We start from the raw sequence: 16,718 nt of genomic DNA, 5'->3' as shown, positions 1-16,718 counted from the left end.
CGTCGGTCAGGGTCGCGTGACCGTCGCCCCCGGCATCATGCCCACCGGGTCGTAGCGCACCGGGGCCCCGGGGTACGGGGCGTGGACGACCTGGCCGTTGCCGACGTACATGCCGACGTGACTGGCGTCACCCCGATAGGTGACCAGATCGCCGGGCAGCGCCTGGGAGAGCGGCACCTGGCGGCCGGCGTACCGCTGGGCCTGCGAGGTGCGCGGGAGGGAGACCCCGGCCTGGGCGTACGACCACTGCATCAGGCCCGAACAGTCGAAGCCGCTGGGCCCGTTGGCGCCCCACACGTACGGCTTGCCGATCGCGGACTGCGCGGCGGCCACGGCGGCGGCCGCCCGGCCCGAGGGCGCCGCGGCACCCGAGAGGTCGGGCCACTCGGAGCGGCCGGAGCGGGAGGCCCGGTCGTAGGCGGCGCGCTCGTCGGACGGCAGGGAGTTGAGCAGCGCGCGCGCTCTGGCGAGCTTCTTCTCGACGGTCCGCTTGTGGGAGGCGACGGCCTTGCGGCTCTTCTCCAGTTCGCCGAGCTTGCGGGCCGCCTCGCTGCGCTCCTGGGCGAGTTCGCGCATGGCCTCCTCGAGGTCCTTGAGCTCGCCCGCCTGATGCGCGTTGATGCGGTCCAGCACGGCCGCCTTGTCGAGGTAGTCGTCCGGGTCGTCGGAGAACAGCAGCGCGAGGGACGGTTCGAGGCCGCCGGTGCGGTACTGGGCGCCGGCCAGTGAACCGAGCCTCTCCCGCATGGAGTTGATGCGCTCCTGCTGGCGCGCGATCTTGTCCTGTGCGGTGCTGACCTCCTCGCGCAGCGAGTCGGCGCGTTCGTCGGCCTTGTTGTAGGCCTCGGTGGCCTGCTCGGCCTGCTCGTAGAGGCGGTCCACCTCGGCCTTGGTGTCGGCGGACGGGGCGGCGACGGCCGGTACGGCGCCGAGCGCGGCGGCCGCCGCGGACAGCACGCACAGGGCGGCACCGGCGCCCCGGTTGAACCCGGACGTCTGGACAAGGCGGCGATGGGACCCCACGGGAAGCCGCGCTCCTTCCACTGGCGGACTGGGACGTTCCCCGGTGAGGGGAAACGCGGCCGACAGTAGCCCCGCGGCAGGGGCGTATCCAACGACCTCCGCGGGCACACAACGTGACGCCCCGCCTATGACGCAGGTCATGGGCGGGGCGTGCGGTCAGTTGTGCTTGTCGCGATTCGCCCGAACGGGCGGCGAGTCGTCGCGATCTTGAACGGAAACGGGGCTCGGAGAAGAGCCTCAGATCCGCACGCCGAACTGGAACGGCATGTTGTTGATCGACTCGTAACGCACGACCGTGCCGGTGCGCGGGGCGTGGATGACCTGGCCGTTGCCCGCGTACAGCCCGACGTGGTGCAGGTCGCCGTAGAAGATGACCAGGTCGCCGACCTTGAGGTCGCTCATGCTGTAGATACGCGTGCCGGCGTTGGCCTGGGCCTGCGAGGTACGCGGGATGGTGATGCCGGCCTGGGCGTAGGCCCACGAGGTCAGGCCCGAGCAGTCGTAGGAGGCGGTGCCGGTGGCGCCGTAGACGTACGGCTTGCCGAGCTGGGTCTGGGCGGCGCTGAAGGCCGCCTGGGCCCGGGCGGAGGAGGCGGGGGCGTCACCGAGGTCCACGCGCTCGCTGGCGGAGCGGCTGGCGCGGGCGTCGGCGGCGGCGAGGGCGGCCTTCTCGGCGGCCGTCAGCGAGTTGAGGAGCTTCTGCGCCTCGGCGAGCTTGCCCTGAACGGCCTTCTTCTGCTTGGCCAGTTCGGTGCGGGTGCTCGCGAGGTCCTGGAGCTTCTCGGTGGCCTCGGCACGGTCCTGGGCCAGCTCGCGCTGCTTCTCCTGGATCTTCTTCAGCGCCTCGACCTGCTGGGAGCTGAGCTGGTCCGCGGTGGACGCCTTGTCCAGGTAGTCGTCCGGGTTCGACGACAGGAAGAGCTGGAGCGAGGAGTCGATGGAGCCGGTGCGGTACTGCGCCGCGGCCGCCATGCCTATGGAGTCCCGCAGTTCGTTCAGGTCGCCCTGGCCGCGGGCCACATTGTCCTGGATGGTGGAGATCTCCTTCTGGAGCTTCTCCTGCTTCTCCTTGGCGCCGTTGAGCTTCTCGGTGGCCTGCTCGGCCTGCTCGTACAGCGCGTCGACCTTCGCCTTGACCTCGTCCTTGCTCGGCTTCTCGCTCGGCGCGGCATTGGCGGCATTGGCACTGAGGGCCACGGCGGCAGCGGCTGCGGTCGTGAGCACGGTCACGCGCGTACGGCTCGGCTGCTTGGGTCGACGGTGGGACGCCACGGAGGTGAACTCCTTCTTTTGAGTGATCACCCGCTCGGAGGTTCGAGCCCAGACCCTAGTGACCTTCCCGTGATCATTCAAATCCTCAGGAGCAAAATCTCGTCACGCCGTGCATTCTTTGCACATAACTCACGTGCGGTGAGGCGGCCTTGACGCTACGTTGCGTGACGATACACCCAATTCGGGCGCTAAACCCCTAACTTCAAGGTTTAGGACAGCCGCTTCAGAAGCACCGCAGATGCGACCGGCCGCGCCCCCGCCTTGGCGATGCCGTCGGCGACCTCACGGTCGGTCGAGGCGACGATCACCGGCCGCCCGGGCGGCTCGGCGCGCACCAGCTGGCGGATCAACTCGTCGGCGGTGACGCCGGCCTTGGAGAACAGCACCCGCACCCCGCGCGGCGGCGCGAGCAGCACCGGCGCGGCGAGCTCGGCCCCGTCGAAGACACAGGTCACCTCCGCCCCGGTCTGCGCGGCGAGCTGCGAGAGCTGCCCGAGGAGGCGCAGGCGCTGCTTCTCCAGCGGCATCTGGGGATAGCCGGTCTTGGTGACGTTGTAGCCGTCGACCACCAAGTGCGCCTGGGGCAGGGCGAGAAGCTGGTCCAGGATCGCCGGGTCGTTCTCCGACAGCGCCCGCGCCGCGATGTCCTTCGGGGTCATCCGGCCCGGCTCGACCGCGTCCACCGTCTCGGCGGGCCGGACCGAGACCGGCGGCAGCGCCAGTTCCCGGCGCAGTCCCTGGGCCGCGTCCAGAACGGTGTCCAGAAGCAGACGCACGCGCATGTCCTCGACACTGCGCCCCTCCCGTGCCGCTCTGCGCGTGGCCTCCAGAGCGGCCTCCGCCTCCCCGAGGCGGGCCTTCAGGCGCCGGGACTCACTCTCGGCGGCGGACACCTGGGCCTGACTCTCGGAGCGTACGGACTCCGTCTCGGCCTGCATCTTGCGCAGGGCCGCCTCGCCGCGCTTGACGTCACTGAGTGCCGCGCGCAGCTTGCGGTGAAGCGATTCGGCTTCCTTCTTGGCGGATTCCAGCTCGGAACGCAGCCGCTCGGTCTCGGTGCGCGTCTGGTCGCGGGCGGCCGTGAGCTCCTCGCGCAGCCGCTCCAGCTCGGCCCGGCTCTCCTCGTCGGCCCGCTCGGCGTCCGCGCGCTGAGCCTCCTCACCGGCCGCGGTGACCAGCTTGACCCAGCCGGTGGGGCGCAGCACATAGGCCGCGGCAGCCACATCGAGCGGGTCCGCGGCCGGGGGCGGGGAACCGGAGTCGAGCGCGCCTGACAGCTCCGGCTGAAGCTCTCTGAACTTCTCCCCGATGCGCTGGCGGAACAGCGGATCGGTCTCCAGCGCGGCCGCCATCGCGTTGCCCGCGAACTTGGCCCGCCGGTTGGGCGCGAAGCGCGCGTACTGTCTCAGCTGGGCGGGCAGTTCGCCGACGGTCAGGCCGCCGAACCCCTCGGAGACGATGTGCACGACCCTGCGCCGGACACCGTCGGGCAGCGGACGGTCGAGCACCTCGGCGGCGCCGTCGCCCGGCTCCCCGCCTTGTGTCTCCACCATCCGTCACACCCCATCACTGTGCGGGGCCGGCCCTGTCAGGAGCCGGCGCCCGGCCTGTCCACGAGTTCCACCTGGTCCACGGCGTTGCACCAGCGGCACCGCACCGACTCGATGGTCTCACTGACCACCTCGCGCTCCTCGACCTTCGGCTCTCCCGCCAGATCGAGATGGACGTACTCGACAACCTTCGACGAGCGGGTCACGTCGAAGCGCGTGAGGTTGCCGCAGAGGGTGCAGCGCCACCGCGTCGAGGCGGTCGGGAGGGGAACCGTCATCGTGGCTGTGCTCTTTCCTACTAGCCATTGTCAGTGACACACCGGCGTCCCGGTGCGTGTGGCTCGTAACCCTACGGCCTGGCGGGTACTCGCCGCTCGGGCGTCCACAGGACCTGTCCGGCGGCGAGGCGCTCTGTTCGGTTGCGTCCCGTTACGTCATGCTCTGTGTTCATGATCAGCAACTGGAAGGTGACGGACGGTGGAGCACGCGGGGCGCTGTGGGGGCCGACTCCGGTCACCTACGGTCTGATCGCCCTGTGCTGTCTGGTCTTCGTGATCGGCCCCGCCTCGGGACTCGATCCGGCCTACGGCTCCGGGGACGCGGCCCTCGCCGCCCAGCGGGCCTACTTCCACCGCTGGGGCGTGGTCCCCGCCGAACTCTTCGAGGGCTCACCCGGTGCCGCCCTCACCCCGGCGACCGCGCTGTTCGTGCACGGCAGCTGGGTGCACCTGCTGGGCAACCTGCTCTTCCTGTACGTCTTCGGGGTGATGACGGAGGAACGGATGGGCCGGCTGCAGTTCCTCCTCTTCTACGTCGCCAGCGGCTACCTCGCCCTGCTGGGCTACGCGGCCGCCAACGCCGACTCCGAGCAGTCCCTGGTCGGTGCCTCCGGGGCCATCTCGGCGGTCCTCGGCGCGTTTCTGTTCCTGTTCCCCGGGGCCCGGGTGACCAGTCTCCTGCCGTTCCTCTTCTTCCTGCCGCTGCGCTTCCCCGCCTGGGTCGTCCTGCCCTTCTGGGCGGCGCTGCAATGGCTCGCGGCGGGCCGTGCCTCCGACGGCCCCGGGGTGGCCTATCTCGCCCACCTGGTGGGCTTCGGCCTGGGCCTGATCTTCGCCTGGGTGCGTTTCGGCCGTACCACTAGAGTGAGGGCCGCCCCAGCTCCGTCCCCCGAGGGAGAGAACCAGCCGTGATCACCGCGATCGTGCTCATCAAGACCAGCGTGGACCGGATCCCCGAGATCGCGGAGCGGATCGCCGCGCTGGAGTCCGTGAGCGAGGTCTTCTCGGTCACGGGCACGTACGACCTGATCGCCATGGTCCGGGTCAAGCAGCACGAGGACCTCGCCGAGGTCATCCCCGGCAGCATCAGCAAGATCCCGGGCGTCGAGGCGACGGACACCCACGTGGCCTTCCGCACCTACTCCCAGCACGACCTGGAGGCCGCGTTCGCGATCGGCCTCGACAGCTGACGCCTTCGGCAGCTGACGGGCCCCGGCAGTCAGGAGTCGAGCGCGAGCACCGTGATGCCATCGGCGGTCGCGGCGTACACGCGGCCGTCCCGGACGACCGGACTCTGGGTTCCGATGGACGCGCCGCCCTCGACGCGTCGGTGCCAGGTCTGCTTTCCCTTGTGGTTGACGCCGTAGAGCGTCGAGCCGTGCCGTACGTAGACGGTGTCGCCGGCGACCGTGGGGTCGCTGTACTGGCTTCCGTCGTCGGTGAACCGGAAGGACCACACCGTCGATCCGTCGGCGGGGTCCAGGGCGACCAGTTCGTAGTCGGACGCGGTGACGCCGAGGCCGCCGAAGGGCACGCAGGTGAAGTAGCGGCTGCCGTAGACCTTGTCGTTGGTCGAGTTCCACAGCGGCTTGCCGGTGCGGCCGATGCCGTGCAGCATCTGCTCGCCGCCCGATCCGACCAGCAGCGTGTCGCCGACCAGCGCGGGCCGTCCGGTGTCCAGGCCGGCCGTGGTCGACCAGAGCCGCTTGCCGCTCTTCGCGTCCAGGGCCTGGAGCCGGTCCCCGAAGGTGCCGACGTACACCACGCCGCCCGCCACCACGGGCTCGCCGGTGGGCGCGGGGCCGGTCGGGGTGGACCAGCGCACGCTGCCGTCGGGGGCGTAGGCCCGCACCCCGCCCGCGTCAGAGCCGTCGCCGTAGGAGACCAGGACGAGCTTGCCCGCGGCGACCGGGAACTGACTGTTCGCGGCGAACGACTTCGTCCAGCGGACCTTGCCGTGCCGGCCGAGCGCGCACAGCTTGGAGGCGCCCTCCTGGCCGTCCTCCAGCAGGCAGTACACGCCGTCGGCGGTGGCGAGCGGGGACATGGCCTCGGCACCGAGGGAGGTCCGCCACACGGTCCGCCCGTCCAGGTCCAGCGCGTGCAGCGCGCCGTCCGCGCCGCCGACGTACACCCGTGTGCCGTCGAGCGAGAGGGCCGCGCAGGGGCCGCGCCGCCCACCCAGTCCCTGGACCTTGTACTGCCAGCCCGTCGCATGCGCGCCCGTCGGGGATCCCGCCCCGGCCCGCGCGGCCCCCTCCGGCGAGTCCCGCAGCCACAGCCACCCGCCCACACCTCCGGCCGCCACGACCCCTGCGCCGCCCGCCACGGCCCGCAGCAGCCTCCGCCGGGAGGGCGGGGCAGGGGCCGGTGTCACATGGGTGACCGCGGGGACGTCCGTGACGGTCACGGGCGCCACGTACTCGACCCGGCTCTCGCGCTCCCCCGAGTCGTGCGCGGGAACCCAGTGCGCACCGCTGCGAGCGGCCTCGGGCTCCTGCACGGCACCGGGGGCGTACCACCCCGGCCGCAGGCCCTCGCGCAGCGACCCCGCGGTGTGCCCCGCGGCCGCGACCAGCTCCGTCGGGGTCGGCCGCGCACCGGGGTCGTCCCGCAGACACGCCTCCACCAGCGGCAACTGCTCCGGCGGTACGGCGGACAGGTCGACGTCACCGGTCAGGATCCGCAGCAGAACGACCGAATCCTGACCCTCGCCGAAGGGTTCCTTGCCGCCGGACGCGTAGGCGAGGACCGCGCCCAGGGAGAAGACGTCACTGGCCGGCACCACCTGGGCGCCGTTGCGGATCTGTTCGGGCGAGAGATAGCCGACCGACCCGACGACCACGCCGGTCCGGGTCAGGGCGGTGCCTTCCAGGGCCCGGACGATCCCGAAGTCGATGACCCGGGGGCCGTCGGGCGCGAGCAGGATGTTGGAGGGTTTGAGGTCCCGGTGCACCAGCCCCTTGGCGTGGATCGCGGCGAGCGCCTCGGCGAGCGCGGCCGCCAGCAGCCGTACCGCGTCCCCGGCCAGCGGTCCCCGGTCGAGCACCGCGTCCCGCAGGTTGGGCCCCGCCACGAACTCCGTCGCCATCCACGGCCGCGCGGCCTCGGTGTCCGCGTCCACGACCCGCGCGGTGTACGTGCCCGCCCCACCGACGGTCTGCGCGGCCCGGACCTCGTGCCGGAACCGGGCACGGAAGGTGCGGTCCTCGGCGTGCTCGGCCCGTACGACCTTCACGGCCAGCCGTAAGCCGCCGCGCGCCTCGGCGAGATACACCTCGCCCATGCCGCCGGACCCGAGTCTGCCCAGGACCTCGTAGGGCCCGATGGTCCGCGGGTCCGTCTCGCGCAGCTCCTGCACCCGGTGCTCCCCCTGCTTTCCGTACGGCTGCTGAGGGGGAGCGTATACGCGCGCCGGACGTCGGTACGTCAGACGGCCGGGACGCAGCGCCCGTCCTCGGTGCGGTACGTCCACTTCGCACCGTCCGCGACCAGTTCCTTCACGGCCTTCACGAACCGCTCCACGTGCTCGTCGGGCGTGCCCGCGCCGAAGCTCACCCGGATCGCGTTGAGCGACTTCTCGCCGGGCGCGGCCTCGGGGGCGCCGCACTCGCCCTGGGACTGCGGGTCGCTGCCGAGGAGGGTGCGGACGAGGGGGTGGGCGCAGAAGAGGCCGTCGCGGACGCCGATGCCGTACTCGGCGGACAGGGCGGCGGCGAAGTGGGAGCTGTTCCAGCCCTCGACGACGAAGGAGATCACGCCGACCCGGGGAGCGTCGTCGCCGAAGAGGGACAGGACGCGGACCTCGGGGACCTCGGCGAGACCCTGGCGGACCTTCTCGATCAGGTACTGCTCGCGGGCGACCAGGCTGTCGAATCCGGCCTCGGTCAGCGCCTTGCAGGCGGAGGCGATGGAGTAGGCGCCGATGACGTTGGGCGAGCCCGCCTCATGCCGCGCGGCGCTGTCGTGCCACTCCACGTCCACTCCCCCGTCCTCGCGCCGGGTGACCTTGCGGCTGGCGCCGCCGCCCGCGAGGTAGGGGTCGGCGGCCTTCAGCCAGTCGGCGCGGCCCGCCAGGACGCCGGAGCCGAAGGGGGCGTAGAGCTTGTGGCCGGAGAAGGCGACCCAGTCGACGTCGAGGTCACGGACGCTCAGCGGGTGGTGCGGAGCCAGCTGGGCCGCGTCCAGGACGATCCGGGCGCCGTGCGCGTGGGCGGCGGCGGCCAGCTCGCGGACCGGCCACAGCTCACCGGTGACGTTGGAGGCGCCGGTGACGCACACCAGGGCCGGGCCGTCGGGGTCGCGGTCGGCGAGGGCCTTCTCCAGGGTCTCCACGGCCTGCCGCGGGGTGCGCGGGGCGTCGAGGTAGCTGACCCGGGCGTCCTTCCAGGGCAGCAGGCTCGCGTGGTGCTCGGTCTCGAAGACGAAGACCTGGCAGTCGACGGGCAGGGCGGCGGCGAGGAGGTTGAGCGAGTCGGTGGTGGACCGGGTGAAGATCAACTGGTCGTCGTCGCGGCAGTCGAGGAACTCGGTGACGGTCCTGCGGGCGTTCTCGAAGAGGTCGGTCGACAGCTGGGAGAGGTAGCCGGCCCCGCGGTGCACGCTGCCGTAGTAGGGCGCGTACGCCGCCACGTCGTCCCAGACCCGCTGGAGAGCCGGTGCGCTGGCCGCGTAGTCGAGCGCGGCGTAGGTGACTTCGCCGCCGGTGACGAGCGGGACGGTGACATCTCGCCCCAGAACGGGCAGCTGGGCACAAATGGTCTGGGCGGAGGCAGCGGTGAGGACAGACATGGGGAACTCCCGTGAAAAGAGAAAGGGGTGATGGGTGTGCGGAGGCGGGGCTCGGCGCCCTATCGCATTCGCTTGCTCACGGAAGACTCCCTCGAACGACCAGGACCCCTGGATTCGAGAGGGGCCCGCGCTTGCCGTGAACCTCGCTGCTCACGGCCTGGTCTTCACCCGGGGCACCCCGCCACGGACGGAGGGTTGCCGGACAGTCGGCCGGGGCCTCATGACTGTCACTCATGACCTGACACAAAAACGTACGCGAAATGATCGTCGCCCCGCAACCCGTGTCCGGATCGCGGGACGACACCCTGTGCGGCGGCCGCTACGCGTTGCTCGCGGCCACCCAGCGCTCCAGCGTCCGCTTCGCCGACCCCGAGTCGATCGACTCGGCGGCCCTGTCCATCCCGGCCCTCAGCTGCTCGGCCAGCGTCCCCGTCCCCGGGTCCAGGGCCACCAGCGCGGCCGCCGAGTTCAGGAGTACGGCGTCCCGGACCGGGCCCCTCTCGCCGTCCAGGAGGGTGCGGGCGACCTCCGCGTTGTACGCCGGGTCACCGCCCCGCAGGGCCTCCACCGGCACCAGGTCGATGCCGACGTCCCGGGGGTCGAAGCTCTCCTCGGTGACCTTGCCGTCGCGGACGATCCAGACGCGGGAGGTCGACGTGGTCGTCAGCTCGTCGAGGCCGTCGTCACCGCGGAAGACGAGGGCGGAGTTGCCGCGCTCGGCGAAGACGCCCGCGACGACCGGCGCCATGCGCGGATCGGCGACCCCGACCGCCTGGGACCGCACCCGGGCGGGGTTGGTCAGCGGGCCGAGGATGTTGAACACCGTGCGGATGCCCAACTGGCCGCGTGCGGCACCCGCGTGACGCAGCGCCGGATGGAACTTGATCGCGAAGCAGAACGTGATCCCGGCCTCCCCGGCCACCTCGGCCACCCGCCGCGGGGTCAGTTCCAGATTGACGCCGAGCTTCTCCAGGACGTCCGAGGCACCGGACGCGGAGGAAGCGGCCCGGTTGCCGTGCTTGACGACGGTGGCACCGGCTCCGGCCACGACGATCGCCGACATGGTGGAGATGTTGACCGTCTTGGCGCCGTCGCCGCCGGTGCCGACGACGTCCACCGTCCGCCCGGGGACCTCGATCACGTTGGCGTGCTCGTACATGGCCCGGACGAGCCCGTTGATCTCCTCGACCGTCTCGCCCTTGGCCCTGAGGGCGACCACGAAACCGGCGATCTGCGCGTCGGTCGCCTCGCCCCGCATGATCCGGTCCATCGCCCACGCCGTCGCGTCGGCGCTCTGGTCCCGGCCGTACAGCAGGGCGTTCAGCACCTCGGGCCAGGAACGGCCCGCCGCGGTGTCGCCTCCAGCGGGGGTCACAGCGCTCATGGGGCCGCTCCAGATGTCGTAGAAAACTGTGCCCACACCCTATCCAGCCCGGAGCACGACACAGGGCCCCGTCCGGTGTTCGGACGGAGCCCTTAGCCTGCCGCGAGCCCGGCGCATCGGCCCCGCGGCCACGCCCGCCACCCACTACCCGAGCCCCCACCGGGCAGCAACGGGCAGCCGCAGGCATTCAGGGGCGCGGGGAACTGCGCACCACGCCCGCCCCCACCGAACCCGCACCCTCACGGCACGGCAAAGGGCCCGTCCGGTGTGCCGGACGGGCCCTTCTACCGCGCGTGGCGAGCGCAGCGATCAGTGGTGGCCGTGGCCGCTCGTGATCTCCTTGTACTCCTCGACGGTCGGCTTGGGGATCTGGGCTTCCTCGCCGTAGTACGCCTCGCTCAGCTTGGCGCGCAGCTTCTCGGAGCCCTTGACCTTGCGCTCGACGCCGTTCTCGTCGACCGTGGCGCCGATCGCGGCCGGCTTGTACTGCTCGTGCGCCGTGAGCGTGTGCAGCTGCTCCTGGCTGAGCGGCTCGTGCACCTCGATGAACTCACCGTGCGGCAGGCGCTTGATGATGCCGGACTCGCGGCCGTGCAGCACCTTGTCCTTGTCGCGGCGCTGGAGGCCGAGGCAGATCCGCTTGGTGACGATGAACGCGAGGACCGGGGCGACGAAGAACGCGACCCGGACGAACCAGGTGATGGCGTTGATCGACAGGTGGAAGTGGGTGGCCCAGAGGTCGTTTCCACCACCGATCAGCAGCACCATGTACCAGGTGATCCACGCGACGCCGAACGCGGTCCGCGTCGGGGCGTTGCGCGGGCGGTCCAGGATGTGGTGCTCGCGCTTGTCGCCGGTGACCCAGGACTCGATGAACGGGTAGACCGCGATCGCGACCAGGACCAGCGGGAAGATCACCAGCGGGATGAACACGCCCAGGACGAGCGTGTGACCCCAGAAGTTGATCTCCCAGCCCGGCATGACACGGATCAGGCCCTCGGAGAAGCCCATGTACCAGTCAGGCTGGGCGCCCGTGGACACCTGGTCGGGACGGTAGGGGCCCATCGACCAGATCGGGTTGATCGAGGCGATCGCCGCGATGGCCGCGATGACACCGAAGACCAGGAAGAAGAAGCCTCCGGCCTTGGCCATGTAGACCGGCAGCAGCGGCATGCCGACGACGTTGTTGTTCGTCTTTCCGGGGCCCGCGAACTGCGTGTGCTTGTGGTAGAAGACCAGGATCAGGTGGCCGACCACCAGGCCGAGCATGATGCCCGGCAGCAGCAGGACGTGGATCGAGTAGAAGCGGGCCACGAAGTCGCCGCCCGGGAACTCTCCGCCGAACAGGAAGAACGACAGGTACGTGCCGACGATCGGCACGGACAGGATCGCGCCCTCCATGAAGCGGACACCGGTGCCGGAGAGCAGGTCGTCCGGGAGCGAGTAACCGGTGAAGCCGGTGAACATGCCGAGGACGAACAGCAGGAAGCCGAACAGCCAGTTGACCTCACGCGGCTTGCGGAACGCGCCCGTGAAGAACACACGCATCATGTGCACGAACATGCCGGCGAGGAAGATCAGCGCCGCCCAGTGGTGGATCTGCCGGATCAGCAGACCACCGCGCACATCGAAGGAGATGTGCATGGTCGAGTTGAACGCCTCGGACATCATCTGGCCCTGCAGCGGGATGTAACTGCCGTGGTACTCCACCTCGTTCATCGACGGGTGGAAGAACAAGGTCAGGTACACACCCGTGAGGATGATGATGATGAAGCTGTAGAGGCAGACCTCACCCAACATGAACGACCAGTGGTCGGGGAAGATCTTGCGCATGTTGCTCTTGGCCAGGGAGTAGATCCCCAGTCGACCGTCGGCCCAGTCGGCGACGCGCTCGCCGGCCGGTGCCTTCCCGCGTGCGCGGGACTCGGAGGTCTCTGTAGTGCTCATCCGCGCTCCCAGAATGCAGGACCGACAGGCTCATCGAAGTCGCCGAGCGCTTCGAGGTAACCCTGGTCGTTCACGCCGATGCGCAGCTGCGGCAGGGCGTGACCGGCGGGGCCGAAGATCACCCGGGCACCGTCGGAGAGGTCGAAGGTGGACTGGTGGCAGGGGCAGAGCACGTGGTGCGTCTGCTGCTCGTACAGGGAGATCGGGCAACCGACGTGGGTGCAGATCTTCGAGTACGCGACGATTCCCTCGTACGACCACTCGAGCTCGCGCTTGTCCTTGATGTTGTCCGGCTGGATGCGGACGATCATCAGGGCGGCCTTGGCGATCTCGGTCTGGAACTCCTCGTCGTGCTCCTCCAGGCCCTCGGGCTTGGCGAAGGTCAGCGAGCCGACCTGGACGTCGGAGGGGCGCAGCGGCTCGTTGGTGTTCATGTTGACGAGCTGGAGGCCCTTGCGCCACATGGTGTGGCGGAGCTTGGTGCCGGGCAGCGGGCCGAGGTCGCGCAGCAGCATGACGCCGGAGAGCGGGAACAGGGCCAGCGCGCCGAACATCGTGTTGCGGATCAGCTTGCGACGGCCGAGCGCCGACTCCTTGGCGCCCTGCTTGAAGTCCGCGTGGACCTTCGCGCGGACCTCGGGGGACGCCTCGATCGGGTGACGTTCGTCGGCGATCTCCTCGTCGGACATCAGGGTGCGGGCCCAGTGGACCGCGCCCGCGCCGATCGAGAAGAGGGCGAGACCGAGGGTCAGGCCCAGCGCGAAGTTCAGTGCGTTGATGTGCCCGATCGGGAAGACGTAGATCGACTTGTCGTGGGGGATGCCCACGTACGAGGCGATGAACCCGACAGTGGCCAGCATCGACACCGTGAACAGCATGGCCACCGTGCGCTCGGACCGCCTGGCGGCCCGCTCGTCGATGTCCTGCACCCGGTGCTCGTGGGGCGGCAGTCCGGGGTCGGCGAACGGGTTCTTCTCGTCCGCGACGCCTACCGCGCCGTGCGCGTCCTGCTCTGCGGGCAGGTTCTCTTCTGGAATGTCTTGGCTACTCATGACTTCTTGGCCTTTGCGGTCCGAGCGGCGACCCAGACGGCGACCGCGATCAGCGCGCCGAGGCCGAAGATCCAGGCGAACAGGCCTTCGGAGACCGGGCCGAGACCGCCCAGCTCAAGGCCGCCGGGGCTCACGGTGTCGTCGCCGTTGACCGCGTTCAGGTACGCGATGATGTCCTTCTTGTTCTGCTCCGACAGCGTGGTGTCGGGGAACGACGGCATGTTCTGCGGGCCGGTCTGCATGGCCTCGTAGATGTGCTTCGGGGCGACACCCTCGAGGCTGGGCGCGAACTTGCCGTGCGTCAGCGCACCACCCTTGCCGGTGAAATTGTGACATTGGGTGCAGTTGTCACGGAAGAGCTCGCCGCCCTTGGCGATGTCGGCACCGTCGGGGCCGTACTGCGCCTCGGTCGGGATGCTCGGGCCGGAGCCCAGCGAGGAGATGTACGCGGCCAGCTGGTCGATCTCGGCCTGCGTGTAGATGACCTTCTTGCGCGGAACCTGCGCACCCGGCTGCTGGGCCGGCATACGGCCGGTGCCGACCTGGAAGTCGACGGCCGCGGCGCCCACGCCCACGAGGCTCGGACCGTCGGAGGACCCCTGACCGCCGGTGCCGTGGCAGCTGGCACAGCCTACGGCGAAGAGCTTCTTGCCCTCGTCGATGGCCAGGGACTGGGCGGTTTCGTCTGCCTTCGCCTTGTCCGCGGGGGCGAACACGGCGTACAGCCCCCCGGTGCATGCCAGCGCGAGGAGTAGGACGACGAGCGCCGCCAGCGGGTGGCGTCGTCGTGCGGAGAGCTTTTTCACGGATTACCCCGGTGTCAGGATCTTCTGCGTCGATGCTTGCGATGTCGGGAGCGGGCCCGGCTACTTGATCATGTAGATCGTGGCGAAGAGGCCGATCCAGACGACGTCGACGAAGTGCCAGTAGTAGGACACGACGATGGCTGCGGTCGCCTGCTCGTGGGTGAACCTCTTGGCCGCGTAGGTACGCCCGAGAACGAACAGGAACGCGATGAGGCCGCCCGTCACGTGCATGCCGTGGAAGCCGGTGGTCAGGTAGAACACCGAGCCGTACGGATCGGAGGAGAGCGAGAGCCCGTCCTTCTTCACCAGCTCCGTGTACTCGTAGATCTGACCGCCGATGAAGATCGCGCCCATGATGAAGGTGATGATGAACCAGCCCCGGAGCTTCTTCACATCACCGCGCTCGGCTGCGAAGACGCCGAGCTGGCAGGTGAGGGAGGAGAGCACCAGGATCGTGGTGTTCGTCGCCGAGAACGGGAAGTTCAGGCTGGACGCCATTTCCTTCCAGTGGTCGGGACCCGTCACCGATCGCAGGGTGAAGTACATCGCGAAGAGGGCCGCGAAGAACATCAGCTCGGAACTCAGCCAGATGATGGTTCCGACGCTGGTGAGGTTCGGTCGGTTGACCGACGGGTGCGCGTGCCCGGTTGTCTCTGTCGTTGCTGTCGCCACGACCGACATTATGTCGGTCGCTTATCCCGCCCTCACCCCGGGGGGTGCCGTTCGGAGTGTCTCCCTGCTCCATACCAGTGTTGACGTGGTGTTCAAGGGAGTAGCATCCGGCCCAACGGGCCTGTCCTTACGACGCTGACGTCACGGAGGAACAATGCAGCCGACCGCCACGGTGCTGGTCTACAGCGACGATTCCAACACCCGCGAGCAGGTACGGCTCGCCTCCGGCCGGCGACCGGCTCCGGACGTCCCGTTGGTCGAGTTCCTGGAGTGCGCCACGCCCGCGGCGGTGCTGAAGGAGCTGGCCAAGGGCGGGATCGACGTCTGTGTGCTGGACGGGGAGGCAGTGCCGATGGGCGGCATGGGCCTGTGCCGGCAGATCAAGGACGAGGTGTTCCACTGCCCGCCGGTGCTGTTGCTGATCGGGCGGCCGCAGGACGCGTGGCTGGCGACGTGGAGCCGGGCGGAGGGCGCGGTGACCCATCCGGTGGATCCGGTGGAGTTCGCGGCGGCGCTGGCTTCCTTGTTGCGGGACAAGAAGGCTCTGAGCGCCTGAGAGCTCGGGGTGCGGAGTTCAATGGCGTCTGCGGGCCCGTCGTGGCTTGTCGCGCAGTTCCCCGCGCCCCCTGAAGGGCGTTGCCCCTGAGCCTCCTCTAGACGCTCTCCGGCCTCAGCCTGGCCTGCTGCGCCGCGCTCGGGGCGTCCGGGGTGCCGGCCACCAGGGCGCTGCCGTCGCGCCATTTCTTCCAGTCCAGGTTCCAGTCGCCGAAGCCGTTGCCGAACGGCTCCATCGTGTCGCCGTCCGAGTTGATGACCTTGACCACATCGCCCTCGTGGACGGTGTCGAAGAACCACTCGGCGTTGGACGTGCTCATGCCGGTGCAGCCGTGGCTGACGTTGGCGTAGCCCTGGGAGCCGACCGACCAGGGGGCGGCGTGCACGTACTCGCCGCTCCAGGTGACGCGGGTGGCGTAGTAGACCGGGAGGTCGTACGACTCCGAGGAGCCCTCGGCGATCCCGATGCTGGTGCCGCGCATACGTACGAGGTACTCCTTGCCCAGCACGACCTTGACGCCGTTGCGGGTCTCGAAGCCGGGCTTGCCGGTGGTGACCGGGAGCTCGTTGATGACCTCGCCGTTCCTGTAGACCTTCATCGAGTGGGACGAGGCGTCCGTCACGGCGATGATGCTGTCGCCGGTGGTCAGCTTCAGGGGCTTGCCCTTGCCGCCCCAGAGCCGGTCGCCGATCTTGATGCCCTCCAGGTCGCTGCGGACCTGGATCGTGGCGTGGGCGGGCCAGTACTCCTTGGGGCGGTAGTGGAGTTCCTTGTCGTCCACCCAGTGCCAGGCGCCCGCTACGGCGGGCGTGGAGTCGACCCTGAGGGCGCGCTCGACGACGGCCCGCTGGGCCTTGTCCTTGACGGGACGGTCCAGCTTGGCGGTGACGGGCTGGCCGACGCCGTACGTGCCCGTCTTGGGGCCGAAGGTGACGTTCAGGCGTGTCTTGCCGAGAGGTTTGCTGGTGTCGAAGTCGACGACCTTGCGGCCGGGTGCCCCGTCGTCGTCCTCGGTGCTCACCCGGACCGTGTAATGGGCGTTTGCGGCCAGCGGGGAGGTGCTGTGCCAGCGGGTGCCGTCGGCGGAGAGTTCGCCCGCCAGATGGCGGCCCGTGGCGTCCGTGGCCGTGACGTCGGTGATGCGATCGTCGTCCTCGGCGGTGACCTCGAGCGGCTTGTCCGGGTCGGCCTTCTTGCCGTCGCCCGTGGGCGCGTTGAAGGCGATCTGGTCCGCCGCGTCGTACGGCGTGGCCGCCAGCGGGTTCCCGTCGGACCCGCAGGCGGTGGCGCTCGCGCCGAGGGCGATCACCAGCAGGCTGCAGCTGACGACGGTGCGGGTACGCGGTGCGTGGTTCATGACTTCACGCTAGGAAGCCGCGTCAAGAAC

15 protein-coding genes and 1 riboswitch are annotated in these 16,718 nt (G+C 69.9%); of the genes, 3 read left to right on the top strand and 12 right to left on the bottom strand.

What is annotated here, in order from left to right; all coding sequences use genetic code 11:
• Positions 1–6 precede the first annotated feature (6 nt).
• The 4 genes from ABZT02_RS09955 to ABZT02_RS09940 form a co-directional block, all read right to left on the bottom strand.
• A complete protein-coding gene (locus tag ABZT02_RS09955; RefSeq protein ID WP_356016049.1) occupies positions 7–1,023 on the bottom strand; it encodes an NlpC/P60 family protein in 1,017 nt (338 codons plus the stop codon).
• A gap of 237 nt (positions 1,024–1,260) precedes the next feature.
• The gene (locus tag ABZT02_RS09950; protein WP_356016048.1) at positions 1,261–2,295 is read right to left on the bottom strand and encodes an NlpC/P60 family protein; all 1,035 of its coding nucleotides are present in this window, start codon (positions 2,293–2,295) and stop codon (positions 1,261–1,263) included.
• 209 nt (positions 2,296–2,504) lie between these two features.
• Positions 2,505–3,848, bottom strand: coding sequence for an NYN domain-containing protein (locus tag ABZT02_RS09945; protein WP_356016046.1), 1,344 nt, complete (start codon positions 3,846–3,848; stop codon positions 2,505–2,507).
• Between the two features lie 35 nt (positions 3,849–3,883).
• Positions 3,884–4,123 (bottom strand): hypothetical protein, encoded by a 240-nt coding sequence (locus tag ABZT02_RS09940; RefSeq protein ID WP_037719539.1) that lies wholly within the window; start codon positions 4,121–4,123, stop codon positions 3,884–3,886.
• A 171-nt stretch (positions 4,124–4,294) separates the two neighbouring features.
• On the opposite strand from ABZT02_RS09940, the gene ABZT02_RS09935 reads away from it, so the two are divergent.
• Together ABZT02_RS09935 and ABZT02_RS09930 are read left to right on the top strand one after the other, a co-directional pair.
• Entirely contained in the window at positions 4,295–5,035 is a 741-nt protein-coding gene (locus tag ABZT02_RS09935) for a rhomboid family intramembrane serine protease (protein ID WP_356016045.1), read from the top strand.
• A complete protein-coding gene (locus ABZT02_RS09930; protein WP_020137395.1) occupies positions 5,032–5,313 on the top strand; it encodes an Lrp/AsnC ligand binding domain-containing protein in 282 nt (93 codons plus the stop codon). Before ABZT02_RS09935 ends, ABZT02_RS09930 begins: the two co-directional genes overlap by 4 nt.
• Before the next feature lie 29 nt (positions 5,314–5,342).
• Here ABZT02_RS09930 and ABZT02_RS09925 read toward each other — a convergent pair whose 3' ends face one another.
• The 7 genes from ABZT02_RS09925 to ABZT02_RS09895 form a co-directional block, all read right to left on the bottom strand.
• Entirely contained in the window at positions 5,343–7,484 is a 2,142-nt protein-coding gene (locus ABZT02_RS09925) for a serine/threonine-protein kinase (RefSeq protein WP_356016044.1), read from the bottom strand.
• 68 nt (positions 7,485–7,552) lie between these two features.
• Positions 7,553–8,914, bottom strand: coding sequence for an aminotransferase class V-fold PLP-dependent enzyme (locus ABZT02_RS09920; RefSeq protein ID WP_356016041.1), 1,362 nt, complete (start codon positions 8,912–8,914; stop codon positions 7,553–7,555).
• A gap of 122 nt (positions 8,915–9,036) precedes the next feature.
• Positions 9,037–9,153: riboswitch (SAM riboswitch) on the bottom strand.
• 80 nt (positions 9,154–9,233) lie between these two features.
• Positions 9,234–10,298 carry an anthranilate phosphoribosyltransferase gene (trpD, locus tag ABZT02_RS09915; RefSeq protein ID WP_356016039.1) on the bottom strand — a complete coding sequence of 355 codons (1,065 nt, stop codon included), beginning with the start codon at positions 10,296–10,298 and terminating at the stop codon, positions 9,234–9,236.
• A 309-nt stretch (positions 10,299–10,607) separates the two neighbouring features.
• Positions 10,608–12,245, bottom strand: coding sequence for a cytochrome bc complex cytochrome b subunit (locus tag ABZT02_RS09910; protein WP_356016037.1), 1,638 nt, complete (start codon positions 12,243–12,245; stop codon positions 10,608–10,610).
• Positions 12,242–13,297: a Rieske 2Fe-2S domain-containing protein gene (locus tag ABZT02_RS09905; protein ID WP_356016036.1), complete on the bottom strand. Its 1,056-nt coding sequence runs from the start codon at positions 13,295–13,297 to the stop codon at positions 12,242–12,244. Before ABZT02_RS09905 ends, ABZT02_RS09910 begins: the two co-directional genes overlap by 4 nt.
• The gene (locus tag ABZT02_RS09900; RefSeq protein WP_356016034.1) at positions 13,294–14,103 is read right to left on the bottom strand and encodes a c-type cytochrome; all 810 of its coding nucleotides are present in this window, start codon (positions 14,101–14,103) and stop codon (positions 13,294–13,296) included. Before ABZT02_RS09900 ends, ABZT02_RS09905 begins: the two co-directional genes overlap by 4 nt.
• A 60-nt stretch (positions 14,104–14,163) precedes the next feature.
• Positions 14,164–14,784, bottom strand: a complete 621-nt coding sequence (locus ABZT02_RS09895; RefSeq protein ID WP_007381483.1) for a heme-copper oxidase subunit III — start codon at positions 14,782–14,784, stop codon at positions 14,164–14,166.
• A gap of 145 nt (positions 14,785–14,929) precedes the next feature.
• Between ABZT02_RS09895 and ABZT02_RS09890 the strand changes: the two genes are divergently transcribed.
• Positions 14,930–15,331, top strand: coding sequence for a hypothetical protein (locus ABZT02_RS09890; RefSeq protein ID WP_356016031.1), 402 nt, complete (start codon positions 14,930–14,932; stop codon positions 15,329–15,331).
• A gap of 97 nt (positions 15,332–15,428) precedes the next feature.
• Here ABZT02_RS09890 and ABZT02_RS09885 read toward each other — a convergent pair whose 3' ends face one another.
• Complete coding sequence (locus tag ABZT02_RS09885) at positions 15,429–16,688, bottom strand: Ig-like domain-containing protein (RefSeq protein WP_356016030.1); 1,260 nt, start codon at positions 16,686–16,688, stop codon at positions 15,429–15,431.
• Between the last annotated feature and the right edge of the window lie 30 nt (positions 16,689–16,718).

This window comes from Streptomyces sp. NPDC005402 (genome assembly GCF_040606575.1).
Lineage (GTDB): Bacteria > Actinomycetota > Actinomycetes > Streptomycetales > Streptomycetaceae > Streptomyces.
This window is presented reverse-complemented; position numbering and strand designations above follow the sequence as displayed.